The organism is Microbacterium pratiae (genome assembly GCF_047302165.1).
Taxonomy (GTDB): domain Bacteria; phylum Actinomycetota; class Actinomycetes; order Actinomycetales; family Microbacteriaceae; genus Microbacterium.
The window spans coordinates 1,181,995-1,206,540 of sequence record NZ_CP154843.1 but is presented as its reverse complement, the minus strand read 5'-3'; the positions used below and the strand labels follow the sequence as shown (position 1 = coordinate 1,206,540).

At 71.1% G+C, this 24,546-nt stretch carries 24 protein-coding genes; 12 read left to right on the top strand and 12 right to left on the bottom strand.

The window, feature by feature from the left end:
- Positions 1-38 precede the first annotated feature (38 nt).
- Positions 39-998, bottom strand: a complete 960-nt coding sequence (locus tag AA0Y20_RS05620) for a LacI family DNA-binding transcriptional regulator (protein ID WP_412939712.1) — start codon at positions 996-998, stop codon at positions 39-41.
- A 76-nt stretch (positions 999-1,074) separates the two neighbouring features.
- Here AA0Y20_RS05620 and galT point away from each other — a divergent pair, with 76 nt between their 5' ends.
- Positions 1,075-2,235 carry a galactose-1-phosphate uridylyltransferase gene (gene galT, locus AA0Y20_RS05615; RefSeq protein ID WP_412939711.1) on the top strand — a complete coding sequence of 387 codons (1,161 nt, stop codon included), beginning with the start codon at positions 1,075-1,077 and terminating at the stop codon, positions 2,233-2,235.
- A complete protein-coding gene (gene galK, locus AA0Y20_RS05610) occupies positions 2,232-3,422 on the top strand; it encodes a galactokinase (protein ID WP_412937961.1) in 1,191 nt (396 codons plus the stop codon). Before galT ends, galK begins: the two co-directional genes overlap by 4 nt.
- A 65-nt stretch (positions 3,423-3,487) precedes the next feature.
- Here galK and AA0Y20_RS05605 read toward each other — a convergent pair whose 3' ends face one another.
- From AA0Y20_RS05605 to AA0Y20_RS05580, 6 genes are read right to left on the bottom strand one after another with little or no spacing between them, the layout of a single operon-like run.
- Positions 3,488-3,658 (bottom strand): CsbD family protein, encoded by a 171-nt coding sequence (locus AA0Y20_RS05605; protein ID WP_412937960.1) that lies wholly within the window; start codon positions 3,656-3,658, stop codon positions 3,488-3,490.
- A 59-nt stretch (positions 3,659-3,717) separates the two neighbouring features.
- A complete protein-coding gene (locus tag AA0Y20_RS05600; RefSeq protein WP_412937959.1) occupies positions 3,718-4,332 on the bottom strand; it encodes a hypothetical protein in 615 nt (204 codons plus the stop codon).
- Complete coding sequence (locus tag AA0Y20_RS05595) at positions 4,329-4,913, bottom strand: DNA/RNA endonuclease G (protein ID WP_412937958.1); 585 nt, start codon at positions 4,911-4,913, stop codon at positions 4,329-4,331. The genes AA0Y20_RS05600 and AA0Y20_RS05595 overlap by 4 nt, the downstream gene beginning before the upstream one ends.
- Complete coding sequence (locus tag AA0Y20_RS05590; RefSeq protein WP_412937957.1) at positions 4,910-5,305, bottom strand: hypothetical protein; 396 nt, start codon at positions 5,303-5,305, stop codon at positions 4,910-4,912. Before AA0Y20_RS05590 ends, AA0Y20_RS05595 begins: the two co-directional genes overlap by 4 nt.
- Positions 5,302-5,493, bottom strand: a complete 192-nt coding sequence (locus tag AA0Y20_RS05585; RefSeq protein WP_023952539.1) for a DUF2273 domain-containing protein — start codon at positions 5,491-5,493, stop codon at positions 5,302-5,304. Before AA0Y20_RS05585 ends, AA0Y20_RS05590 begins: the two co-directional genes overlap by 4 nt.
- Positions 5,490-5,993 (bottom strand): Asp23/Gls24 family envelope stress response protein, encoded by a 504-nt coding sequence (locus AA0Y20_RS05580; protein WP_412937956.1) that lies wholly within the window; start codon positions 5,991-5,993, stop codon positions 5,490-5,492. The genes AA0Y20_RS05585 and AA0Y20_RS05580 overlap by 4 nt, the downstream gene beginning before the upstream one ends.
- A 139-nt stretch (positions 5,994-6,132) precedes the next feature.
- On the opposite strand from AA0Y20_RS05580, the gene AA0Y20_RS05575 reads away from it, so the two are divergent.
- Genes AA0Y20_RS05575 through AA0Y20_RS05555 form a run of 5 tightly spaced genes read left to right on the top strand, consistent with a single transcriptional unit; the run spans position 6,133 to position 10,398 of the window.
- Positions 6,133-6,705 (top strand): RNA polymerase sigma factor, encoded by a 573-nt coding sequence (locus AA0Y20_RS05575; RefSeq protein ID WP_412937955.1) that lies wholly within the window; start codon positions 6,133-6,135, stop codon positions 6,703-6,705.
- Entirely contained in the window at positions 6,705-7,292 is a 588-nt protein-coding gene (locus tag AA0Y20_RS05570; RefSeq protein ID WP_412939710.1) for an Asp23/Gls24 family envelope stress response protein, read from the top strand. Before AA0Y20_RS05575 ends, AA0Y20_RS05570 begins: the two co-directional genes overlap by 1 nt.
- The gene (locus AA0Y20_RS05565; protein WP_412937954.1) at positions 7,289-7,609 is read left to right on the top strand and encodes a hypothetical protein; all 321 of its coding nucleotides are present in this window, start codon (positions 7,289-7,291) and stop codon (positions 7,607-7,609) included. Before AA0Y20_RS05570 ends, AA0Y20_RS05565 begins: the two co-directional genes overlap by 4 nt.
- A gap of 45 nt (positions 7,610-7,654) precedes the next feature.
- On the top strand, positions 7,655-8,902 hold the full coding sequence (locus AA0Y20_RS05560; protein WP_412937953.1) for a GNAT family N-acetyltransferase: 1,248 nt from the start codon (positions 7,655-7,657) through the stop codon (positions 8,900-8,902).
- Complete coding sequence (locus AA0Y20_RS05555) at positions 8,899-10,398, top strand: carboxylesterase/lipase family protein (protein WP_412937952.1); 1,500 nt, start codon at positions 8,899-8,901, stop codon at positions 10,396-10,398. Before AA0Y20_RS05560 ends, AA0Y20_RS05555 begins: the two co-directional genes overlap by 4 nt.
- A gap of 23 nt (positions 10,399-10,421) precedes the next feature.
- On the opposite strand, the gene AA0Y20_RS05550 is transcribed toward AA0Y20_RS05555, so the two are convergent.
- A complete protein-coding gene (locus tag AA0Y20_RS05550) occupies positions 10,422-11,471 on the bottom strand; it encodes a biotin/lipoate A/B protein ligase family protein (protein ID WP_412937951.1) in 1,050 nt (349 codons plus the stop codon).
- 101 nt (positions 11,472-11,572) lie between these two features.
- Between AA0Y20_RS05550 and AA0Y20_RS05545 the strand changes: the two genes are divergently transcribed.
- The gene (locus tag AA0Y20_RS05545; protein WP_412937949.1) at positions 11,573-12,319 is read left to right on the top strand and encodes an ABC transporter ATP-binding protein; all 747 of its coding nucleotides are present in this window, start codon (positions 11,573-11,575) and stop codon (positions 12,317-12,319) included.
- Complete coding sequence (locus AA0Y20_RS05540; protein ID WP_412937948.1) at positions 12,316-13,743, top strand: FtsX-like permease family protein; 1,428 nt, start codon at positions 12,316-12,318, stop codon at positions 13,741-13,743. The genes AA0Y20_RS05545 and AA0Y20_RS05540 overlap by 4 nt, the downstream gene beginning before the upstream one ends.
- A gap of 26 nt (positions 13,744-13,769) precedes the next feature.
- Here AA0Y20_RS05540 and AA0Y20_RS05535 read toward each other — a convergent pair whose 3' ends face one another.
- Positions 13,770-14,615, bottom strand: coding sequence for an alpha/beta fold hydrolase (locus AA0Y20_RS05535; protein ID WP_412937946.1), 846 nt, complete (start codon positions 14,613-14,615; stop codon positions 13,770-13,772).
- Between the two features lie 82 nt (positions 14,616-14,697).
- Between AA0Y20_RS05535 and AA0Y20_RS05530 the strand changes: the two genes are divergently transcribed.
- Together AA0Y20_RS05530 and AA0Y20_RS05525 are read left to right on the top strand one after the other, a co-directional pair.
- Positions 14,698-15,156, top strand: coding sequence for a MarR family winged helix-turn-helix transcriptional regulator (locus AA0Y20_RS05530; protein WP_412937944.1), 459 nt, complete (start codon positions 14,698-14,700; stop codon positions 15,154-15,156).
- A gap of 8 nt (positions 15,157-15,164) precedes the next feature.
- A complete protein-coding gene (locus tag AA0Y20_RS05525; RefSeq protein ID WP_412937943.1) occupies positions 15,165-16,505 on the top strand; it encodes an MFS transporter in 1,341 nt (446 codons plus the stop codon).
- Between the two features lie 145 nt (positions 16,506-16,650).
- Here AA0Y20_RS05525 and AA0Y20_RS05520 read toward each other — a convergent pair whose 3' ends face one another.
- The 3 genes from AA0Y20_RS05520 to AA0Y20_RS05510 form a co-directional block, all read right to left on the bottom strand.
- Positions 16,651-19,527, bottom strand: coding sequence for a rhamnogalacturonan lyase (locus AA0Y20_RS05520; protein WP_412937942.1), 2,877 nt, complete (start codon positions 19,525-19,527; stop codon positions 16,651-16,653).
- A gap of 174 nt (positions 19,528-19,701) precedes the next feature.
- Positions 19,702-22,119 carry a glycoside hydrolase family 2 TIM barrel-domain containing protein gene (locus tag AA0Y20_RS05515; protein ID WP_412937941.1) on the bottom strand — a complete coding sequence of 806 codons (2,418 nt, stop codon included), beginning with the start codon at positions 22,117-22,119 and terminating at the stop codon, positions 19,702-19,704.
- A complete protein-coding gene (locus AA0Y20_RS05510; RefSeq protein ID WP_412937939.1) occupies positions 22,116-22,775 on the bottom strand; it encodes a TetR/AcrR family transcriptional regulator in 660 nt (219 codons plus the stop codon). Before AA0Y20_RS05510 ends, AA0Y20_RS05515 begins: the two co-directional genes overlap by 4 nt.
- Before the next feature lie 183 nt (positions 22,776-22,958).
- On the opposite strand from AA0Y20_RS05510, the gene AA0Y20_RS05505 reads away from it, so the two are divergent.
- A complete protein-coding gene (locus AA0Y20_RS05505; RefSeq protein WP_412937938.1) occupies positions 22,959-24,485 on the top strand; it encodes an ABC transporter substrate-binding protein in 1,527 nt (508 codons plus the stop codon).
- The last annotated feature ends 61 nt before the right edge of the window (positions 24,486-24,546 follow it).

Sequence of the window (24,546 nt, the reverse complement as noted above, 5' to 3'; positions counted from 1 at the left end):
CGCGCCCGACGCCCCGAGCTGCGCCTTATCTCTGCGCTTTACGACAGCGCAGAGCTCGCGCGGACGACGAGCTCGGTGGGTACGGTGTACGCCGGGGCCGTCGAGCCGGACTCGATGACCTCGACGAGAGCCTCGACGGCGCGCGCGCCGAGGGCGTCGAAGTCCTGGCGGACGGTCGTCAGCGGCGGACGGTACTCCGCGGCATCCACCACGTCGTCGAATCCGACGACCGCGACGTCGTCCGGCACCGCACGCCCCGCGTCGCTGAAGGCGCGGAGCAGGCCGAGCGCCATCTGGTCGTTCGCGGCGAACACCGCGGTGGCATCCGCGAGCGCTGCCCCCGTCGCGTAACCGCCGCGTGAGGTCCAATCGCCGCGCACGATCTCGGGCACGGCGACGCCCGCGGCGAGCAGCGCCTCACGCCAGCCGCGCTCGCGCTCCTGCGCCGCGAACGAGGCCTCGGGCCCCGCGAGATGGTGCACCGTCGCATGCCCCAGATCGAGCAGGTGCCGCGTCGCCTGCCGCGCACCGCCGGCGTGATCGGTCTGCACGATCGCGAAGCGGTCGTCGGGGGGCGAGTCGACGACGACGAGGCGCAGGTCGGCGGGCGGTGCCGTGTCGCGCGCGAGCCGCGTCGCCTCGTTGAGCACGATCGCTCCGTCGACGCCCTGGTCGCGCAGCTGCGCGAAGGCCTCTTCGATGCCACGCGCGCCGGCGACCGTCACCACGGCCAGGGCATAGTCGCGCTCACCCGCCGCGTCGGCGATGGCCTGCAGCATGCGCGAGTTGCCGACCGAGGCGAGGGTCGAGACGACGAGCCCGATCGTGCGGGTCTGGCCGGTGCGCAGCGCCCGGGCGGCGCGATGCATGCGGTAGCCGAGCGTCGCCATGGATGCCTCGACCCGGGCCCGCGTCGTGGGATCGACGCGCGGGCTGCCATTGGCCACACGCGAGACGGTCTGCGCCGAGACGCCCGCGTGGGCCGCCACCTGGGCCATCGACACCCGCATGCCGGTCCTCTCGTCGGGGTGTGTTGACGATATCACGCCTGGAATGTAGCGTGTTATCGTGAACATCAGCGCTCCTCCCGCCGTGCCGCTCGGCGCGGGCGTCGTCAAACGCTCCACGCGACTCGACGACGGCCGCGAGCTCATCTACTACGACGACCCCGACACGACGCTCGGCCCCGAGCGCGCCGTCGACGCCCGCAGGCTCGACCCGCGCCCCGAGACCGCGACGATGCGGCAGGACATCCTGACCGGCGACTGGATCTCGATCGCCGCGTCACGCCAGAACCGCGCCTTCCTCCCCCCGGCCGAGCTCGATCCGCTCGCCCCGCAGACGCCGACCAATCCCTCCGAGATCCCGTCGCGCTACGACGTCGCCGTCTTCGAGAACAGATCGCCGTCGTTCGGCCCTGCCCTCGCCGAGGCTTTCGACGGCGCACCCGCGGCATCCGATCCGCCCCGCGGTATCGATGATCTCGCGCACCTCGGGCTCGGCCGCACGCGCACGAGCGTCGGACGCACGGAGGTCGTGTGCTTCTCCCCCGAGCACGCCGGATCGTTCGGCACCCAGACGGTCACCCGCGCCCGTACCGTCATCGAGGCGTGGGCCGATCGCACGGCCGCGCTCTCGGCGCTTCCCGGCATCGAGCAGGTCTTCCCGTTCGAGAACCGCGGTGAGGCGATCGGTGTCACCCTGCCTCACCCTCACGGGCAGATCTACGCCTACCCGTACATCACGCCGCGCACGACGCGTCTGCTCGACTCGATCGACCGCACGGCTCCCGATCTGTTCCAGCGCATCCTCGAGTTCGAGCAGGCGGGCCCCCGGGTCGTGCTCCGCGGCGAGCACTGGACGGCGTTCGTCCCGTTCGCCGCGCGCTGGCCGATCGAGGTGCACCTCATGCCCCACCGGCACGTCGCCGACTTCGCCGAGACGAACGAGGCGGAGCGCGACGAGCTCGCCCCGCTCTATCTGCGGCTGCTGCGCGGCATCGACGCGCTGTACGAGACCCCGACGCCGTACATCGCGGCGTGGCACCAGGCACCGGTCCGCCACGCACGCGACACCGCGCGCCTGCACCTGCAGCTGACGAGCCCGCGCCGCGCGGCCGACAAGCTCAAGTTCCTCGCCGGGTCCGAGGCCGCCATGGGCGCCTGGATCGGCGACATCCCGCCCGAGACCGCGGCTGCGCGTATCCGCGAAGCCGGAGAAGGAGTGACCCTGTGACCGACACCGATCCGCGCACCGACGCGCGCGACCTGCTGGCCTCCCTCGGCGCGACCGCGACGAGCGAATGGTCGGCCCCGGGCCGCGTCAACCTCATCGGCGAGCACACCGACTACAACGACGGCTTCGTGTTCCCGTTCGCGACGCCCCACCGCACGCACGTCGCGCTCGCCCCCCGCGCGGACGGTCGTCTGCGCGTCATCTCGACCTTCGACACCGTGCCGGTCGAGGTCGCGATCGCCGATCTCGACGCGATCTTCCCGACCGTCGGCGGCGAGCACGCCGTGCCCGAATGGTCGGCGTACCCGCTCGGCGTCGCGTGGGCACTCCTCCAGGCCGCCGGCGCAGATCCGACCACGCTGACCGGTGCCGACCTCGCGTTCGCGTCGAACGTCCCGGTCGGCGCGGGCCTGTCGTCGTCCGCCGCGATCGAAGGCGCCACCGCCTCGGCGCTCAACGAGCTGTGGAGCCTCGGACTCGACCGCGTCTCGCTCGCGCAGGTCGGCCGTCGCGCCGAGAACGAAGCCGTCGGCGCTCCCACCGGAATCATGGACCAGATGGCGTCGATGCTCGGTGAGTCGGATGCCGCGACGTTCCTCGACTGCCGTTCGCTCGAGACCGACGAGGTCGAGCTCGGCTTCGCCGCCGCGGGGCTGACGCTGCTCGTGATGGACACCAACGTCAAGCACGCGCACTCCACGGGCGGCTACGGCGAGCGCCGTGCCTCGTGCGAGAAGGGCGCGCAGCTCATGGGCGTGCCCATGCTGCGTGATCTGTCCGTCGCCGATCTCGACCGTGCCGCCGATGTCCTCGACGACGTGACCTTCCGTCGCGTGCGCCACATCGTCACCGAGAACCAGCGCGTGCTCGACACGGTGCGGACGCTGCGCGAGGAGGGGCCGCGCGCGATCGGCGCGCTTCTCGACGCATCGCACGTGTCGATGCGCGACGACTTCGAGATCTCGGTTCCCGAACTCGACCTCGCCGTCGAGACGGCCCGCGATGCGGGCGCCATCGGGGCCCGGATGACCGGCGGCGGCTTCGGCGGCGCGGCGATCGCGCTCGTCGAGACCGGTGCCGTCGACGCGGTGACCGACGCCGTCGAGAAGGCGTTCGCGGATGCCGGGTACGCGGCTCCGACGATCTTCCCGGTCAGCCCGTCGGCGGGCGCACGCCGCGACGGCTGACGTCGCGCACGAGGACGACGAGAGGGGGATGCCGGCACGGCATCCCCCTCTCGTCGTAGCGGGGCTTACTTGAAGGTGTCCTTGACGTCTTCGCCCGTCTTCTTCGCCTCGGCCTTGACCTGGTCGGCCTTGCCCTCGGCTTCGAGCTTCTCGTTGTCGGTCGCCTTGCCGATGGCCTCCTTCGCCTTGCCGGCGATGTCCTGGGCGGCGTTCTTGATCTTGTCGTCGAGACCCATGATGGGGCTCCTCTCTTTCGGTGGTGGCGCCCCGCGGACGGGGCTGTGGATGTGTGCGATCAGGACAGGCGGCGCTGGTCGTGCGCCAGCTTCGCGCGCAGTCCGGTGTGGATGGAGATGTAGGCCGTGAGCTGCTCACCGGTCAGGGTGCCGAGGTTGCCGACCAGACGCTCGACGGTCTCGGCCACGTGCAGCGGCGAGGTGTTCTGCCGCGGGGTCACGCTGACGTGCAGCACCGGCTGCTTCTTGATGTCGTTCGCGGTGACCCGGGCGCTGAGGATCTCGTCTCGGTCGGCGAGCGCGTTCTTCAGCGCGTCCGCAGCGAATCCCTCCGTGACCGTGATCCGGCCGAGCTCGCTCTCCGCTCCGGTCGCCCGCAGGGCGGTGCGACGGCGGCCGTGGATGCTGCGGACGACCAGCACGATCAGCAGGACGACCAGCAGCGCGAGGGCGGCGAGGACGCCGACGGCGACCCAGGTGAGGCTCGTTCCCGCGATGACGGTGGCATCCCACGCCTGCTTCGTCCACTCCTGGGCCCCGGAACCGACCGAGGTCCAGGCGTCGGCGGCCGCCGGCCATACGGCACCGGCGATGATCCCGGCCCCGACGACCACGAGCACCAGTCCCAGGATCAGGAGGACCGTGCGGTTGACCGCGCGATTGGTGTTGTTCATGCCTTGTCCTCCTGTTCGCGGGGCCGTTCGATCCGCACCGCTGTGCGGAGCTTCGACGCGAGCCGATACGACTCCAGCTCCGTGTCGACGATGCTGCGGACCTGGGCCTCGTCGACGGGGACTCCCACCGCGGGAGTCAGGGTGACGTCGGCCGAGCGGTGGCCGACGCCGACCCGCACCTGATCGCGGGGCAATCCGCTCTCGTCGCTGACCCGCTGCGCGATCGCCGAGGCGATCACGCCGTTGTCCGCGACGACGGCGCTCTCGCCGACGACGAGCTGATGCTTCGACAGCCGACCCGGCGCGACCGCGAGCACCACGAGGACCACCCCGAGCACCGCGATGACGGCGCCGATCGTGATGCTGACGCCGACGGGCACCTCCGTGGGAAGGCCGACGACCCATCCGAAGGCCGCGGCGGGGCCGAGCAGCAGAGCGGGCTGACCGGCGAGGTTCAGCACGATCTCCGTGCCGACGTACACCAGCGCGAGGATGACGAGCACGACGGCGACGATCATCGCGACGGTGCGCGGCGAGTGCGTCTCGCGTCGCACGACGCGACGCAGCACGGGACTGCTCATCGGACTCTCCTCTTCACGGGGGTGGTGGCGCCGTTCACGGTGATGTCGACGCGGGTGACGGGCTTGCCGAGCACGCGGCTCAGCTCCTCCTGCATCCGGTGCTGCATCTCGCGGGCGGCGTCGACGACGGCACCCGCCGCACGCACGGCTTCGGTGTCGTCGAGCGACGGGACGGGCAGTGGGGCGGTGATGCGGACGGCCACCCCACCCCGGTGATCGGATGCCGTGACCGACACGCGGTCGACGTCCACTCCGATGACCTGGGATGCGATCTGTTCCGAGACCTTCCGCACCACGCGCTCGCGCACATCGACCCGTCCGGCGAGACCGGACGTCCCGCCGGTGGCGGCCGTGACGCCGCCACCGGGACGGATGGCCTCTGCGACGGTCATGACGAGGTGCGCCGACCTGTCAGCACGTCAGCCAGCCCGCGGACGTCGAGCTTGCCGGACGCGATGCGGCCGACCGCCGCGCCGATCGCCATGAAGAGGGCGACGAGGAGGAATCCCCAGAAGCCGAACAACAGGGCGGCGGCGGCGAGGATGGCGCCGATCAGCGCACCCGAGACGGTGGCACTCATGCGACGCGCGACTCGGACTCGTTGTCGTCGTCGTCAGCGCCCGCGATGTGCACGTCGTTGACCTCGACGTTGACCTCGACGACCTCGAGACCCACGAGGCGACTGATGGCTCCGGCGACGGCGGCGCGGACGTTCTCGGCGACCTCCTGAATGGGGGCCGGGTACTCGACCACGATCGTGAGGTCGGCTGCGGCCTGCGTCTCGCCGACCTCGACCTTGACACCCTGCGAGAGGTCGGTGGCGTTGATCGCGTCGCGGATCGCACCGAAGGCGCGGGCTCCGCCGCCACCGAGCGCGTAGACGCCGGCGACCTCGCGAGCCGCGATGCCGGCGACCTTCGCCACGACGCCGTCAGCGATCGTGGTCTTGCCCGCAGCGTTGGTGTCGGTCGGGACACGCGACGACGAGAACGAGCGGTCGACACGCGATGCCTGCGGCGCGGCGGCCTGCGACTTCGTGGTCTCAGCAGCGGGGGCGGTGTTCTTCTGGTCCTCAGCCATGACGTTTCCTTATCTGTCTGCGTTGTCCGATGCAAGCTCTCGGCTCGTCATTCGGTGAGCGTTACGTTCGCTCTACAGATAAGAGGGCGGCTCATCCGGATTCGTCACAAAAAAGTTCGAGAAGTTTTCTGGGGGGACGATGCGAGCCGATGACAGCGGGGCGGACACCGACCTGCACGCCGCGCCCGACGGCATCCTCGCAGCCCGCGCGGCCTCCGGCGACGCCGACGCGTTCGATGTCCTCCTCCACCGTCACTCCCGCATCGTGCGCGCCTACGTGTATCGCATCGTCGGCACGCTCTCCGAGACCGATGACGTCGTGCAGGAGGCCTTCCTCACCGCCTGGCGGCAGTTGTCCACCTTGCGCGACCCGAACGCGGTGAAGGCGTGGCTCATGAAGATCGCGAGCCGCGAGGCGTACGCGCATCTCAGGAAACGCCCCGACCATGACACACTGGACGGATTCGACAGAGCCGCGGAGGCGGGTCTCCTCCCCGAGGCCGCTGCCATCCGCAACGCACAGTTGCAAGCGCTCTCCCTTGCACTCGACGCGCTGCCGGAAGCCCAACGCCGCTGCTGGTTGCTCCGAGAAGTCGGGTCGCTCAGCTATACCGAGATCGCAGAAGAGATGAACCTCCCTCTCAGCACCGTTCGAGGAAATCTGTCCCGTGCCCGCGCCAGCATCACCATCCAGATGGCGGGGTGGCGCTGATGGATGCCGACGGCATGGCCCTCGACTGCGGCAAGACGATCGACGAGATCAGCGAGTATCTCGACAGCGGTCGGTCGCCGTACGACCCCGAGATCGAGACCTGTCCCGACTGTCTCAACGCCCTCGATGCGCTCGAGCGCGCGGGCCGGTTGTCGCGTGATCTCATCGCCGCGGATGCCGCGACCCTGCCGGAGCCCTCCGAGAGCTGGTTCGACGGGGTGATGACGGCGGTGCGCGCAGAGCTCCGGGCCGGACGGTCCATCCCCCTCTCGCACCCCGACCCGCGGGTGTCGATGAGCGTCACCGAAGGGGCGGTGCAGGCACTCATCCGGGCGAGCGGCGACGCGATCGACGGCGTCTTCATCGGCCACTCGAGGATCGTCGGCGACGTCGAGGTGCCCGATGCCCCGATCGCCGTCGACGTCACCGCCTCCGTGGCCTGGGGCGAGTCGCTGCCCGCCGCGGCGGGAGCCGTGCGCCGAGCGGTGTCGGATGCGCTGGCGCAGCACACCGAGCTGAACATCACCGCCGTCGACGTGACCGTCGAGGATCTCCACCGCCCCTTCCCGTCCAAGGACACCGCATGATCGAGCCCGCCTCCCTCGTCGACCCGTCGGCGCCGCGCCCCATCGCCGCGATCACCGGGGTCAGCGCCGTGCACGATCCGCGCCCGCCGCTGACCCGCGCCCTGGGAGCGGCCGCGTCCGCGCTCCACCTCGACTCCGCGGCGCCGGCCGACGGGGTCATCGTCTCGGCCGGAGCCGACGGGACGACCGCCGCGGCCGCCATCTCCGTCGCCGCATCCGCGCGCACTCCCGAGGTGGCCCGCGCCGTCGCCGACGAGCTGCGCGCGCAGCATCCGACGGCCGACCGCATCACGGTGCAGGTCCGCCGCATCGCCTGAAGGATCCGTCCCACCGGGTGCCGCGGAGTCCGCTAGCTTCGGACTGTGTCTGCGACCGTCTCCGTCTCCCTCCGCCCCGCGGGTCCCGATGATCTGCCCGACGTTCGGGAGCTCGACAGGCTGTGCTTCCCGCCCGGCCGCGACGACGTCGAGCCGGCTCACCCCGACGAGCTCGAGAACGCGCTGGCGGACGGGCAGATCACGCTCGCGGTCATCGGCGAGTCCGTCGTGGGGATGCTGCAGACCGAACGCCTCGGCCCCGAGCACGTCTACCTCGCTGCGCTGGCCGTTCACCCCGAGCACCAGCGCTCAGGGATCGGCGCGCGGCTCGTACGCCATTTCTCCGACACGGTGAAGGGGATGTCGCCGCGACCGTCGGCCACGACGGTGACGAGTCCCATGAACGTCGCGATGATCGATCTGCTCACCCGGAGCGGCTTCGTCGGATCGCGCGGCATCCACGCCTACTTCGGGCCGCGCAAGGATCGTCTGTACTTCCAGCTGAAGAGCCGACAGCTCGTCGCCGACCCCGACGACCGCGTCCTCGTGCCCGTGGCGGCGACCGATCACCTGTTCGATCTTCTGAACGCCGACGCCAACGCCGTCACCAGCGTGATCAAGAGCGTGCAGGGGACGTTCTTCGAGGTCTCGACCTTCGAGGTCGAGGACCGCCCGGGCCTGCGCGCCGACGAGACGTCCGTCAGCACGGGCGAGGCGGGCGCCGTCCTGGCGGCGCTCACCTTCCTGCTCGGCTTCTCGCTGACGATCACCGGCTTCTCGGAGGCGCTGCGGATCTTCCTGCTGGTCGCCACGATCCTGACCCTCGGAGCGACGCAGGTCTACGCGAACGCGTCGGGCTCGTTGTCCCGGCTCCAGGACGATCAGTTCGGCCTCCATATGAAGTGGGGCAACCTGCTGCTCGAGTTCGGCGGGGTGTACCCCCTCGTCCTGGTGCTGCCGGCGGTGTTCGCCGACGCCTCCGACAATGCCGGGCTCTCGCTCGCGACCGCGATCGTCGTCGCGATCCTCGTCCTCGCTTACGAGGTGTCGCCGTTCTCGATCAGCGGCCGGTACCGGCGCAACGTCGTCTTCTACGTGCTCGCGGTGATCACGGCCGCGACCCCGGTCGCTGCCGCACCGCTGCAGGCCCTGACCGGGCGCGACACCACGTGGGTCGTCCTGACGGCAGTGATCCTCATCGCGCGTCTCGCTTACCTGATCCCCGCCGGCCGGCAGGAGCTCGGGGCCCGGACGCGACCCCGGCTGATGCGCCGCGCCCGGGTGTCGCGATGAGCACCCCCGCCGGCGACGGCGCTCCCGAAGACCCTGTGCGCGACACCGCGACGGGCCGCGTGCGCGGCATCCGCCGCCCCGACGGAACCCTCGCCTTCCTCGGCATCCCGTACGCGCAGCCGCCCACCGGCGCGCTGCGGTTCGGCGAGCCCGTGCCCGTCGAGCCGTGGGACGGCGTCCGCGACGCGACGGCGTTCGGGCCGACGCCGCAGCGCGGCGACTACGGCGACACCCTCATCCCGGAGCCGTCCATCCCGGGCGACGACACCCTCTCGGTCAACGTCTTCGCACCGGGATCGCCCGCCGCAGGCGGCGCCCACCCGGTGCTCGTCTACATCCACGGCGGCGGTTTCGTGCAGGGCTCCCCCGCGAGCCCCTGGTACGACGGCGGCTCGTTCGCGCGGGCGGGCATCGTCGTGGTCACGGTCTCGTACCGGCTCGGCTTCGACGGCTTCGGCCTCCTCCCCGGCGCCCCGACCAACCGCGCGGTGCGCGACTGGCTCGCCGCCCTCGAGTGGGTGCGGACGAACGTGTCCGGCTTCGGCGGCGACCCCGACGACGTCACGATCGCCGGGCAGTCCGCCGGGGGCGGCGCGGTCCTCACCCTGCTCGGGATGCCGGACGCTCAGCACCTGTTCCATCGTGTGCTCGCCATCTCCGCGGCCCTGACGAACGTGCCGCCCGCCCGGGCCGCGACGGCGACCGGCCGGCTCGCCGCGCACCTCGGCATCGCTCCGGCACGCGACGCGTTCGCGGCCGTCGACGAGCTGAGGATCCTCGACGCTCAGCAGGCCATCGAGTCGGAACGGCACGGCAGCGTCGTCGCGTCGGTGCGCTCGCGCCTCGCGGACGGGCTCACGTGGGGTCCGGTCGTCGACGGCGTCCTCATCCCCCGCCCCACCCTCGACGCGCTCGCGGCGGGCGTCGGCGCGGACAAGCCGCTCGTGCTCGGAACGACCGACGACGAGTTCACGATGATCACCGACGGTCTCGCCACGAGCCCGTTGCGGTTCGTCCCGCCCGCGCTGGCCCTGGCCGCGCTCGGAGTCGGCCACGCGATGCGCTGGCGCTACATTCACGACAACCGCGCGCAGCGACGCCTCGGCACCGCCGCGTTCCTCGGCCGGTACGCGACCGACCGCGTCTTCCGCGACACCGTGCCGCTCGTCGCCCGGGCACGAGGCGGCTCTGCGACGTGGACGTACCGTTTCAGCTGGCCCTCGCCGACCAAGCGTTGGGCGCTGCACTGCCTCGATGTGCCGTTCTGGTGGGACGCCCTCGAAGCCGACGGCGTCGCGAAGCTCGCGGGGCCCCATCCGCCGCAGGAGCTGGCCGACGCCATGCACGGCGCCGCCGCATCGTTCGTGCGGACCGGCGACCCGGGCTGGCCGCGATGGACGCCCGACGAGCGGGCGACGCGGATGTTCGGCGCCTCACCGTCGGTGCCGACGGTCGTGGCCGACGGCTACGCATCGGTGCGGGCGCTCGTCGGCTGACGGAGCGTCGACGATCCGGAGGCTCAGGGGACGCGCTTGAGCCAGGCGTCCGTCGCGAACTTCGACGCGACGAGGGCCTCGGCCTCGGCGTACTCCTCGTCGGAGATCGAGCCGGGCACGGCGCCGTAGCGCTTCGAGAACACCTCGATGAACCGCTCGATGATCGCGTCGCGGGGCAGACCCGTCTGGCTGCGCAGCGGGTCGACGCGCTTGGCGGCCGACACGGTGCCCTTGTCGCTGAGCTTCTCGCGGCCGATGCGCAGCACCTCGGTGAGAACCTGACCGTCCATGTCATACGACAGGGTGGCGTGGTGGAGCACGCCGCCGTTGGCGAGACGCTTCTGTGCGGCGCCGCCGATCTTGCCCGAGGGCGAGGCGATGTCGTTGAGCGGCTGATAGGTGGCCTCGATGCCGAGAGAACGCAGCGCCTCGAGCACCCAGTCGTCGAGGAACGCATACGAGTCGGCGAAGGTCAGACCCGCCACGAGCGACGCCGGCACGTACAGCGAGTACGTCACGATCGAGTTCGCCGCCATCATCATCGCGCCGCCACCGGAGATGCGCCGCACGACGTCGAAGCCGTGCCGCGCGGCACCTTCGGGGTCGACCTCGTTGCGATACGACTGGAACGACCCGATCACGACGGCCGACTCGTTCCACTCCCAGATGCGCAGGGTCGGGTTGCGGCGACCGTCGCCGACGCGGGTGGTGAGCACCTCGTCGAGCGCGAGGTTCATGCTCGGCGACACGGCCCGGTCGTGCACCACCTCCCAGTCGAACTCGCGCCAGCCCGGAGCGGTGATCATCGCGCGCCGGACCGCGGTGCCGACCGACTCGGGCGTGAACCCCAGCAGCTGCGCTCCGTCGGGCAGCGCCGACCGGACGGCGGCCGCGATCGTGGCGACATCCGACTCCTCGGGCAGACCCGTCACGGCCGCGTCGATGTCGGCGAGCGCGTCGTCGGGCTCGAGGAAGAAGTCGCCGGCCAGGTGGAAGTCCGCGATGCGTCCGTCGCGCACCTCGAGGTCGACGACGACCAGCTTTCCCCCGGGGACCTTGTATTCGCCGTGCATGCGTCCAGCCTAGGACCGGGGCGGAGGATCGGTCGCGCGGCGGATGCCGTTACACCTCGCGACGGACGACGGCGAAGGCTCCGATCGGAAGAGTGGATGACATGAACCCCACCATCGATTCCGCCCCCGTCCTCGAAGCCCGCGGGCTCGTGAAGCGATACGGATCGCTCACCGCGCTCGACCGCGTCGATCTGACCGTGCGCGCCGGTGAAGCCGTCGCGATCATGGGCGCCTCGGGGTCGGGGAAGACGACGCTCCTGCACTGCCTCGCGGCCATCATCGGGCCCGATGCCGGCTCCGTCCGCCTCACCGCTCCCGGTACGGCACCGCGAGAGCTCGTCGGGATGCCCGACGCCGACCGCTCCGCCGTCCGGCGCAGCAGCCTCGGCTTCGTCTTCCAGGACCACCTGCTGCTGCCCGAGCTCACCGCCGTCGAGAACGCGGCGCTGCCCCTGCTCCTCGTAGGCACGGCCCGCGCGGCCGCCGAGGCCCACGCCGCCGCGTGGCTCGGCGCGCTCGGCCTGGCGGGCATGGAGAACCGTCGCATCGGCGAGCTGTCGGGCGGGCAGGCGCAGCGGGTCGCCATCGCCCGCGCGCAGGTGACCGGGGCTCCCGTGGTGTTCGCGGACGAGCCGACCGGCGCCCTCGACTCGACGACCTCCACGGAAGTCCTCGACGCTCTGCTGCACGCCACCACGGGTCAAGGACGCAGCCTCGTCGTCGTCACGCACGACGAGGAGGTCGCGCGTCGATGCGACCGCGTTCTCCGGATGCGCGACGGGCGCATCGTCGCCTCGTCCGTCTCGGCCGCACGTACGACCGGCGCCCCCGTCGAGGCGACCCGATGAGCGTGGCCGACGTGGCCGGCGCCGCGACGACCTCGCCCTCGCAGCCTCCCGTGCCGCTCGCACGAGCGTCCGAGGCGCCGGGCAGCATTCGCCGAGTCGCGGCCCTGACCGTCCTCCTCTCCCGCCCGGCCCGGCAGGGGTCCGCAGCGATCGTCCTGCCGCTGACGGCGTTCGCGGTGACGACGCTGCTCATGCTGATCGTCGCGGGCGGCACGCGCATGTTCCTGACGGACCCGCGCGCCGGCGACCTCGCGTTCATGTACGGCGTGCTCAGCGTCCTGGCGCTGATCCTCCTCGCCGTACCGACGGCCACGCTCGGGGCCGCGGCTGCTCGGCTGTCGAGCCGGCGCCGCAACGACCGGCTGTCGACGCTCCGGCTGCTCGGCGCCACCAACACCGAAGTCGGCGCGATGGCTGTCGGCGAGGCATCCGTCGTCGCCTTCGCAGGAGCCGTCGTCGGTGCCGTCGCCTACGGCGTCGCGCTGCCGCTCGTCGGTCTGCTCCCCTTCTTCGGCGGCCCCGTGGGCGCCGCGGCCGTCTGGGCGGGCTGGCCGATCGTCGCGGGCGTCATCGTCGGCGTCGGGCTGATCGCCACGGTGAGCGCGGCGGCAAGCCTGCGCCGCGTCCGGCTGACACCTCTCGGAGTGCGCCGCCGGACGGAGGCTCCGCCGCGACGCACCCGCACCCTCGTGTTCTCCGCCATCGCGATCATCGTCGTAGGCGCGGCCGTGGGGCAGTTCAGCAGCGTGGCCTCGATCCTCGCCCCCGCGGCGTCGATCGCGCTCCTGCTGGCTCTGTTCGCCGGCGCCCTGGCCCTGGTCAACCTCATCGGAACGCCCATCGTCGCCGCCCGCGGGCGGTCGATGGCACGGCGCGCGCGGACCGCTGCGCAGCTCATCGCCGGCCGAGAGCTCGCCGCCCACGCCGCCACCGCGTGGCGTCGGGTCTCGAGCATCGCGATGATCTCGTTCATCGCCGTCGTCGGCGGCAGCGGGATCGCGATCACGGAGCTCGCCGGCGACGAGACCGGCACGACGCTGTTCGCCGACATCCGCACCGGTGTCCTCGTCACCCTCGGCGCGGGCTTCATCCTGCTCGCCGCATCGGTCGGGGTCAGTCAGGCCGCGTCCGTGCTCGACGACCGCGAGCTGATCGTGGGCCTCGATCGTCTCGGGATGGAGCCCGCGGAGCTCGCCCGCGCGCGCCGGATCACGGTGATGCTGCCGCTGCGATGGGCGGCCGCCGGCGGTGCGGTCGTCGGCGCCGCGTTGGCTCTGCCGATCGTGGGGATCAGTCTGGTCGTGGCGCCGCTGACCATGGCGGTCATCGCAGCGACGTTCGCAGCCGGATTCGGCGCGGTCGCACTCGCGCTCGCGGCCTCACGACCCCTCGTCACCGCGATCCGGCGGGGCTCCGCCGGATGACCCGGCGCCCGCCCGTTTCCCGCGGCTCAGCTCCGCGGGAAACGGGCGTCGAGCCACGCGAGCAGGTCGGCCTGCACATCGCCTCGGACCGCCTCGTTGAAGATCTCGTGGCGGGCGCCGGGGTACACGAGCGTCGTCACGTCCGTGAGGCCCGAGCGCGTGCGGTAGGCGTCGGCGAGGCGGTGGACGCTCCGCGGCCCGCCGACCGTGTCATCGCGCCCCACCATGAGGAGCACGGGAACGTCGACCCCGACGTCCCGACGGGGTCGCCCCATGAGCTTGAGCGTCTCGACGGGTCCGAACAATCGCGGCAGAGGTGTCGTCGTGGTCAGGGGATCGTCGAGGAACGCCTGCTGGACGGCGGCATCCGTGCTCAGCCATTCGACGCCGGTCGCGCCGGGAGCCTTCCACGGCGCGTTCAGATCGCCTGAGTTGAGCGATCCCGGCCAGCGCAGCGCCGACCCCGACAGCACGAGCCCGGCGTAGGCGTCCGGCCGGTCGTCGAAGAGCATCTGCGCGAGGAACGATCCCCAGGAATGGCCGAGGAGCACGATCGGAACCCCGGGGCGGTCGCGCTCGATGATCCGGGTCAGCTCGGCGCACGCATCGCGGGCGGCATGCAGCCCGCCGCGCCCCAGTCGGCCCAGCTTGCGCGGGTCGCCGTGCTGCCGGATGCCGGTGCGTCCGTGACCGCGGTGATCGTCGGCGTACACCGTGAAGCCGGCGGCCGTGAGCACGGCCGCGAGCTCGCCGTATCGGCCCGCGTGCTCGCCGACGCCGTGCAGCAGCTGCACGACCGCCCGCTGCTCGCCCTGCGCGGGATGGATGTCGTAGACGATCGCGACCCCGTGCGCGTCGATGAACTCGGGCATGCGGCGAGTCTACGTTTTCCCCGTCGTTTCCCGGACACCACGGACCCTTAGCAAAACTAATGAGCTAAGCTAAGTATCACCGATGAGCACTTCTTCCCCCTCCGCCGCCCCGCCGCCCGCCATCGACCTCGCGCACGAAGCGACCGATCTTCGGATGGCGACGTTCCGCCTCGCGCGCCGGCTCCGCGCGCAGCGCGCCGTCGACTCGATGAGCGACGGGCAGTTCGCCGTCCTGGCGAACCTCCACGTGCACGGGCCGCACACGCTCGGCGAGCTCGCCGACCGAGAGCGCGTGTCCGCGCCGTCGATGAACCGCACCGTCAACCACCTCGAAGAACTCGGCTACCTGACGAGGACTCCCGACGACGGCGACCGACGGAAAGTCAACATCGCCCTCACCGACGAGGGACGCACCGTCGTGATCGAGACGACCCGCCGTCGCGACTCGTGGCTCGAGCACGCGCTGGAGGACCTCGAACCGGCCGAGCGCGAGACCCTCGCCGCCGCGGCCGTCATCATGCGGGCGGTGGCCGAGCGATGAGCTCCGCGATGTTCCGCTCGTTCTCGGTGTTCAACTACCGGGTGTGGTTCTTCGGCGCCCTCGTGTCGAACGTCGGCGCCTGGATGCAGGCGACGGCACTCAGCTGGGTCGTCCTGACCGGGCTCACCGACAACGACGCGGGCGCGATGGGCATCACCATGGCGCTGCAGTTCGCCCCGCCGCTCCTCCTCGTGGGCGTCACGGGGTGGGTGGCCGACCGCTTCGACCGGCGCCGCCTGCTCGTGGTGACCCAGAGCTCGCTCCTGCTCGTCGGCCTGGTCATCGGGACGCTCCTGCTCACGGGCGTCATGACGCTCCCGCTCATGTACGTGTTCGCGTTCACGCTCGGCATGATCTCGGCCTTCGACAACCCGGCGCGCCAGGCGTTCGTGTCCGACATCGTGGCGCGCGAGATCGCCGCGAATGCGGTCGCGCTCAACGCGGCATCCTTCAACGGCGCACGGATGATCGGTCCGGCGGCCGCGGGGATCGTGATCGTCGCGGTCGGCACCGGCTGGGTCTTCTTCATCAACGCCGCGACCTTCCTCGCGATGATCGTCGCGCTGTTCCTCATCCGTCCCGGCGAGCTCATCCCCCGCGTGACCTCGCCGGGCGCCGCCCGCCTCGCCGACGGCTTCCGCTACGTGCGCGGGCGCCCCGACCTCATCGTCACCTTCGCGATGGTGTTCCTCCTCGGCGCGTTCGGCATGAACTTCCCGATCTTCGCCTCGACCATGGCGATCGAGTTCGGGAGGGACGCCGACGGCTACGGGCTGCTCAGCTCGATCCTCGCGATCGGGTCGCTCGCCGGCGCGCTGATGGCGGCCCGTCGTGAGCGGGCACGGATCCGCGTCGTCATCCTCGGCGCCGGGCTCTTCGCGGCGGCCGCGGCGGTGTCGGCGTTCATGCCGAGCTACTGGTTGTACGCGGTCACGCTGATGTTCACGGGTTTCGCGGTCGTGACCACTCTGACGACGGCCAACGGGTATGTGCAGACGACGACCGACCCGGCCCTGCGCGGCCGCGTGCTCGCGCTGTACATGGCGATCCTCATGGGCGGCACGCCGATCGGCGCCCCGATCGTCGGGTGGGTCGCCGACCAGTTCGGGCCGCGCGCCGCCATCGGACTCGGCGCGGTGGCCGCGCTCGTCGCGTTCGGCGTCGGGGTCACCTGGATGCTCGTCTCCGGACGCGTCCACCGGTCGAGCTCACGTCGTTTCGCCCTCTCGCTCGACGAGACGCGCCCGATCTCGGTCGTCGCCCCCGAGGAGTTCAGCGACGAGGTCGCCGGCACGACACCCATCTCACTGCCCGACGCAGCCGCCGAGCGCCCCCGCCGCACCCGCTGACGCCCCGCACCCGCGCCCCCGCCCGCCCGATCCCGATACATCCGTCGGACGGGTGGGGCCGGTGAGCATTCGCACTGCCTCACCGGCCCCATCCGTCGCTCCGGCCCTGCAGATGTATCAGGGCATCAGGCCTGAGCGAGACGCGTCAGCACATCCGGGCGAAGTAGGGCACGTCGTAGGTGGCGTGGTAGCCCACCCCGTCGAGCCACTGGTAGGCGGTGACCGTCGCCGATCCGGGCACGAGCGAGTCTCGCCCCGAGTCGAAGAGCCGGTACGCCGCATCGCCCGCCGCGACCTTCTGCTGCGCATGGTCGCCGCCGACCGCGGCGAGCCGCACGTCGACGGGGGCGCCCGCCTGGTTGGCCGCGTGGACCGCGACGTGCACCGCTCCGTTCACACACTGCGACCGGGCGCTGACCCGCAGCGGCACCGGCTGCCCCGCGCGCACCGTGGCCGTCGCCGACGGCTGCGACGGTGCCGCCGAGCCGAAGGCTCCCGCGGGGGTGACGGTCGCGGCCCACTCCCCCGCCGGCACCTGCGCGAACCGCGCGGTGCGGGCGTCGGCGCCGACCTGCTGCTCGACCGTCTCGCCCGCCGCCGAGCGGAGCGTGACGGTGAAGCCGGTGGCCGAGGCGCCGGCATCCGTCGTCGTCCAGGTGACGTTCACCCCGGCCGAGTCCACCCCGATGCCGGGAGCCGCGACGGGCGCGGGGGCGGGCCGCAGCGGAACGCCGCCGAAGTCCATGCCCGACGCGAGGTGGAACCCGGTGTAGCTCGGCTGGTTGTAGGTCGTCTGCTGCCGGGCGACCTCGGCGCGGTACTGCGGATCGTGCATCAACGTGTACAGCTTGTGCGCGCTGAGCTCGGTCGAGACGTAGACCCGCAGCGCCGACGAATCGACCGTCCGCACGACGAGCTCCTCGCGCCAATCGCCCAGCACGTCGGCGACGAGGCCGGGATTGCCCTTCGTGCCGTTGTTGGCGAGGGTTCCGGATGCCGTCAGCACGGCGCCGCGCGCCCAGTCGTCGATCGTCGGGGTGACATCGCCGCTGCCGTTCACGATCTGGGTCGTCAGATCACCCGCCCAGCGGATCGAGGCGTTGGTGCCCGGCGTCGCCGCCGAGAGCACCTCGCCCTGCGCCGTGAGCAGACCCGAGGCATCCGTCCCGCCGGGCATGCTCGACCAGACCTCCAGGCCGGGGACGTCGGGACGGACATCGCCGATCATGCCGCGTCCGGTGTCGCGACCCGAGTACGCACCGAAGATGACCTCGCCGGTGGCGGCATCCCGCAGCGCTGTGCCATACGGCGCGTACGCCCCGCCCTCGTGCACGGTGAAGATCTCCAGGCCCGGGCGGGACGGGTCGATGTCGGCGACGTGCATCGCGTCGCCGTGACCGAGCCGCGCGATCTCGCCGGGTGTCGCCGATCCCTCGGGCATCTCGGCGAACGAGCTGTAGAGCAGGCTGCCGTCGTCGTCGAGGGTGGCCGAGCCGTAGACGATCTCGTGGCGACCGTCGCCGTCGACATCCGCCGCCGACATGCTGTGGAACCCCTGCGTCGTGATGGTGCCGTACACGGGATCGGTGCCGTCGACGCCGTGAGGGCCGTCGTTGAACGGGTTCGTCATGGGCGCGTGCCCGCTGTCGACGAACCAGCGTTTGACGAGGTTATCGCCGTCCCAGTCGTAGGTCGCGATCGTCGTGCGCGTGTAGTACCCGCGGGCGAAGACCGCCGACGGCCGCTCGCCGTCGAGGTAGGCGACGCCGGCGAGGAACCGGTCGACGCGGTTGCCGGGCTCGATGCGCGCCATCGCGTAGTCGCCCCACAGCAGGCCGTCGTCGCCGCGGTCCGGCTCGTAGCGGACGGTCTGCAGCTCGGCTCCGCTCTCACCGTCGAACACGGTGAGGTACTCGGGTCCGTCGAGGATGAAGCCCTCGAAGCTCCGCAGGACGTTGCGCGCGCTGCGGCTCGGGGCGTACACGTCGATGAAGTGGTCGACGAGGGCACGGGCATCGGCATCCGACAGCGGGTAGTCGTACCGCGGCTCGATGCCGAAGGCGGCTTCGAGCGTAGCGGGCCACTGGCCCGAGACGACCTCGTCGCGCGTCGACCATCCGCGGAACACCTCGACGAGATGGTCGGCGTAGTCGGCGGCGCTCATCCGGTAGTCGTCGGTGTGTGCGTACCCGGCCGCGACGTCCTCAGCGGGCATCGTGATGTACTGCTCCGAAGCGATCGACCCGTCATCGGCGTAGGTGATGGACTTCGTTCCGGGCGCGGTCTTGAGCATCGTCTCGGAGCGGCCGTCGCCGTCGAAGTCGTAGACCAGGAACTGCGTGTAGTGCGCACCCGCGCGGATGTTCGGGCCGAGGTCGAGCCGGTTCAGCAGACGCCCGTCGAGGCTGTAGGTGTCGATGTAGACCCCGCCGGTGTATCCGACCTGCGAGACGTCCTTGGAGTTCGAGGGATCCCATTTGACGATGAACTCATAGCGGCCGTCGCCGTCGACGTCCCCGACCGAGACGTCATTCGCCGAGTAGGTGTACTCCTCGCCCGCGGGCGTCACGCCGCCGTCGGGTCGCTGCAGCGCGACGTCGAGGAAGCCCCCGTCCATCGTGATCGCGGCGTCGCTCTTCGCCGCCTCGACGCCCGCCGTCACCGGCGCCACGCGATAGACGGATGCCGCCGTCCCGGCGTCGTCGCGGTAGTTCGTGCTGTCGGTGACGATGGCGATCGGCTCGTCGCCTCGGTACACGACGAAGTCGGTGCCGGTGAGCCCGGTCTCGCCCGCACCGCTGGCCTCACCCGCGAGCAGGCGCCAGCTGAGGAACACCCCTTCCTCGGTCGGCACGGCGACGAGGCCGCGATCGAGTGCTTCGAGCCGGGGCACGGGCCCGGGTGGCGCCGCCTCGGCCCCCGCGGCCGGGAGCGTCGCGACGCCCCCGACGGTGAGGGTCGCCGTGGCGAGCGTTCCCGCGGCGAGGCCGGCGAGCAGCGTGGAGCGGAGTCTGTTCTTCATCGAATCGATCCCATCGGAATGCGCTTTCCTGCGTCCCGACGAGCCTAAGCGACCGCCCCTCTCCCCCCGATGAGTTCTCTCTCATCCCCTATCCCCCCGCTCAGCACCGCGAGGATGCGCATCCGCACGGTCCGGACCCGCCCGCACCGTGCATTCGCGCACTCTCGCGGCTCGTCAGGGAGAAGAGACCTGGAACGTGGCGGATGTGGGAGGGAAGCCGGGGGCGGATGCCGAGACCGAGACGGTCCCGATCCCGGTGGGCTTCACGACCGCGAGCAGACGTCCGTCGAAGGTCGTGAAGACGGGACCGGCATACGACTCCTCGCTGTCGGTCCGCCCCGAGCCGATGCCCGCCAGCACCCCGGACCCGGTCACCTCGACCGTCACCGGAACGTCGCGGTCGCAGACCACGACTCCGCCGTCGTCTTCGAGCGTCAGGGCGACGAACGCCAGTGCATCGCGGTCCACGACCGCGTCCTCCGCTCGCGCGACGAGCGCGACCGGCCCCGCCGTGGGCAGCTCGTGTCGACCGATCTCCGCACCGCCGCGGCGCGCCACGGCGACGAGGCGGCCCGGACGGTAGCGGGTCTCGAAACGCGCGAGGAACGCCTTCTCGCGGCCGACCGGCGCGACCCCGACGCTCTCGTCGTCAACCAACAGCTCGACCTCGTCGGCATCCGCGTAGACATCGACGGTGACGGGCGCGCCGGATGCCGCACCCCACGACCACGAAGCCACCGTGTCGGTCCACGACCACGGTGTCGTCGCGGTCGGGCGGCCGTGGTGCTCCGGTCGGTGCACCGCGATATAGGGGTCTCGGCGCAGCCCGTAGACGATCTCGCGGTAGTACGAGATCGGGCGGCGGAATCCGGTGATGTCGATGTCACCGCACCCGGCGAGCCGATAGGGATAGGGGCCCGCCGTGCCGGTGGGCATGTAGCCGGGCTCGTCGGTGTAGTCGACGCGGCCGATGCCGGCTTCTCCGAGGTAGTCCCAGCCGGTCCAGGTGAAGTCGCCGATGACGTGCGGCAGCTCGCGCACGAGGCCCCACATCACGTCGATCCGCTCGGGAAAGGTCTCGGAACCGACGATGACGCGGTTCGGATGCTCGAGGGCGTCCTGCCGGTAGCGCGAATCGGCGTAGTTGAACCCGACCACGTCGAGCACCGCCGCCGACTCCTCGATCGACGCGCTGACGAGCGGCGAGGCGTTCATGAGACCCATCTGCTCGCCCATGTCGGCCATCATCGTGTTGGCGTCGGGAAGCTGGTCGCGCGCCTCGGCCATGCGGTCGAGGTTCGCGATGATGCCGTTGATCCCGTTGGTGACGAAACGCGTCGGGTCGAGCTCGCGCACCCGCTCGGCGAGGCGTCGGCTCCAGGTCGCGCCGAGCGGCGTGCCGAGCTCGAGGATCTCGTTGCCGATCGAGTACATGACGACGCTCGGGTGGTTGCGGTCCTTCGCGACGAGGGCCGCGATGTCGTCGCTCCAGCGCTCGGCGAACGTGATCGTCGCGTCGAACGGAGCCTTCGACCGGGTCCAGGCATCGGTGAGCTCGTCCATGACGAGCATCCCCTGCCGGTCGCACGCTGCGAGCATCGCGCGGCTCATCGGATTGTGGGCGCTGCGCAGCGCCGTGAACCCGGCCTGCTTGAGCAGCCGGACGCGCCGATCCTCGGCCGCGGGCTCGGTGGCCGCCCCGAGCATCCCGTTGTCGTGGTGCACGCACGCCCCGCGCAGGTCGATCGAGCGCCCGTTCAGACGCAGGCCGTGCCGCGGGTCGAGCTGGAGCGAGCGGATGCCGAAGTCGGTGTCGTCCTCGTCGAGCAGCGCGCCGTCGGCGGAGGTCAGCGTGCTGTGCAGGCGGTAGAGCTCAGGGCTCTCGACGTCCCACCGGCGGGGCGCGTCGACCACGAGGCGCGTTCGGGCCACGGCGCGCTCGCCCGGCAGGGCCGTGACGGGCGACTCGCCCCGCGCGACGACGGCCCCGTCGGGCGCGGTGATGCGCCAGCTCACACGCGTGAGCGCGGTGTGGCGGGTCGTGTTCGCGACCTCCGTCGCGACGGCGACGACCGCCCGCTCGTCGTCGATGTCGGGCGTCTCCACCCGCACCCCGTCGAGGGGGATGTGCACGGGGTCGGCGACGACGAGATGGACCGGACGGTAGATCCCCGCCCCCGAGTACCACCGCGAGTCACGATGCGCGCGCGCCTCGACGGTGATGCGGTTGACGGCACCGAAGCGGAGGAAGGGATCGAGCACGACCGAGAAGCCGGCGTAACCGCTGGCCTCGTGCGCGGCGAAGGCGCCGTTCACGAAGACCACGGCGTCACGATAGACGCCCTCGAACTCCAGCAGGACGGTGCGCGAGCGCCAGTCGACGGGCACGTCGAGCGACCGCGCGTACTCGAACACGCCGCCCGGGGTGTAGCCGGTGTGCACGCCCTGCGGTTCGTCGGGGGTGCGCGGGAGATCGCGCAGCGCGTCGTGCGGCAGCGTCACGCCGACGGGCGCCCGGCCGTCGCCGGCCGACTCGAACGGCCCGAGCTTGGGGCCGACGGTCCATCCGTCGAGCAACGGCACGCGGATCACGCGGGCTGCTCCGCGCCCTGTTCGACCGACCAGTCGATGTCGACGAAGCTCGCGAACAGGGCGCGCAGCTCACCCGCCATGTCCAGCGCGTCGCGATCGAGCAGCCACTGCACCTGCAGCCCGTCCATGAGGGCGACGACGGTGATGGCCGCGCGACGCGGGGTCATCCCGTGCCGCAGGCGCCCTTCGTCGCGCAGCGTCCGGAACGACCGCTCGATGTTGCCGCGGGTGTACTCGTACCGGCGGACGAAGTAGCCGTGGGCCGGATGATCGGATGACGTCGCCTCGGCCGACAGGGTCGTGTAGAGCTCGACGACGCCGGGCGTCGAGGCGTTGTGCGCCGCGAGGGAGACCAGCCCCCGCAGGACCTCGGCCCCGTCCTCCGACTCGATCGGAACCAGCGCCCGGGCGCGGTCGTCGCGCTCCTCGAGCACGGCCTCGAGCAGCGCGCTCTTGTTCCGGAAGTGGTGGAGCAGCCCGGCCTCGCTCATGCCCACCCGCATCGCGATGTCGCGGAGCGATCCGGCGCGGTAGCCGGATTGCGAGAACACCTCGAGAGCGGCATCCAGGATCGCCTGGCGGGTGGCTTCGGTCTTCGCGTAGGTGCCGCGCCGTCGACGGCGTTCAGGCGCCGTCGCGTCGGTCGTCGTCATCATCGTCCATCTGTCCGTGGTCGCCCTCATCGGCGAACGGAGGCCAGTCTGCCCGCTCGGATAACGAAAACCTAGCGATCGGTAGAAATTCGTTTCAAAAATCTAGTCACCGCTCGGATTTGGTGCTAGCGTCCACGGCCAGGGCGATCCACCGGGGTATCGCCTCTCCCGAGAAAAGGACCAAAGATGTTCCGATGGAAGGCCACAGCAGCCCTCACGGTCGTCGCCGCACTCGCTCTGGCGGGGTGCGCGGGGACGGATGACGGATCCGGCGGCGAGAGCGGTCGCGCCGACCGGCTCACCCTCACGGCGATCGCCGCCCCCACGAGTTACGACATCGGCCAGGGCGCGGAATGGGGCAACCGCAGCCCCTTCTTCCAGGCCGTGTTCGACACCCTCCTGTCGAAGGACTCGTCCGGTGAGACGCAGCCCTGGCTCGCCACCGAGTGGTCGTACAACGACGACAACACGGTGCTGACCCTGACGCTCCGCGAGGGCGTGAAGTTCACCGACGGCACCGACCTCGACGCCGCGGCGGTCGTCTCGAGCCTCGAGCACTTCCGCGACGGCACCGCCCCGCAGGCCGCGACTCTCGCAGGCAAGGAGTTCGCCGCTGTCGACGCGACGACGGTGACGATCACGCAGGAGGCGCCCGACCCCTCGCTGATCAACCTGCTCTCGATCGCGCCGGGCCTGATCCAGGCCCCGTCGACGTTCGATGACCCCGACTCGGCGACCGACCCCATCGGCTCGGGCGCGTACATCCTCGACACCGCCTCCTCGGTGACGGGCACGACGTACAACTACACCGCCAACCCCGACTACTGGAACGCCGACGCGGTCAAGTACGACAACCTCACGATCAACGTCCTCGAAGACGTCACCGCGACCGTCAACGCCGTCCGCGCGGGCGAGGCGAACGGCGCGAAGATCGCCGACAACAACACGATCTCCGAGGTCGAGGGCGCGGGCTGGACCATCGAGTCGAACGAGCTCGACTTCCAGGGACTGCTGCTGCTCGACCGGGCCGGCACGATGGCCCCCGAGCTGGCCGACGTGAAGGTGCGCCAGGCGATCAACATGGCCTTCGACCGCGAGGCGCTGCTGGCGTCGCTGCAGAGCGGCTACGGCACCGTCACCGAGCAGGTGTTCCCCGAGACCTCCGTGGCATACGACGCCGCGCTCGACAGCACCTACCCGTACGACCCGGATGCCGCGAAGGACCTCCTCGCCGAGGCGGGCTACCCCGACGGGTTCACACTCAACATGATGTCGACCCCGGCCTTCCAGACCACCTTCGACCTCGTCGCCCAGCAGCTGTCCGACATCGGGATCACGGTCAACTACACCGACCCCGGCACCGGCAACTTCATCACCGACATGCTGGCGCCGAAGTACCCCGCCACCTGGATGGCCCTGGAGCAGAACCCCGACTGGCAGCTGATCAACTTCATGGTCGGCCCCGACGCGACGTTCAACCCCTTCAAGTACCAGGACCCGACGGTCGACGGCTACATCCAGACCGTGCAGTTCGGAACGCCCGAAGAGTCGGACCAGGCGCTGAAGGACCTCAACAAGTACCTCGTCGACGAGGCGTGGTTCGCGCCGTTCTTCCGGGTGCAGGGCACGTTCGCGACCGACGCGAACACGAACCTCGAGTTCTGGCCCACCAACGCCTACCCGTCGATCTTCGACTTCTCGCCGAAGAACTGATCAGACTCCCCCGGCGCGGGCAGCCACGCACCGCCCGCGCCGGGGGCACCACCTTCGGGAA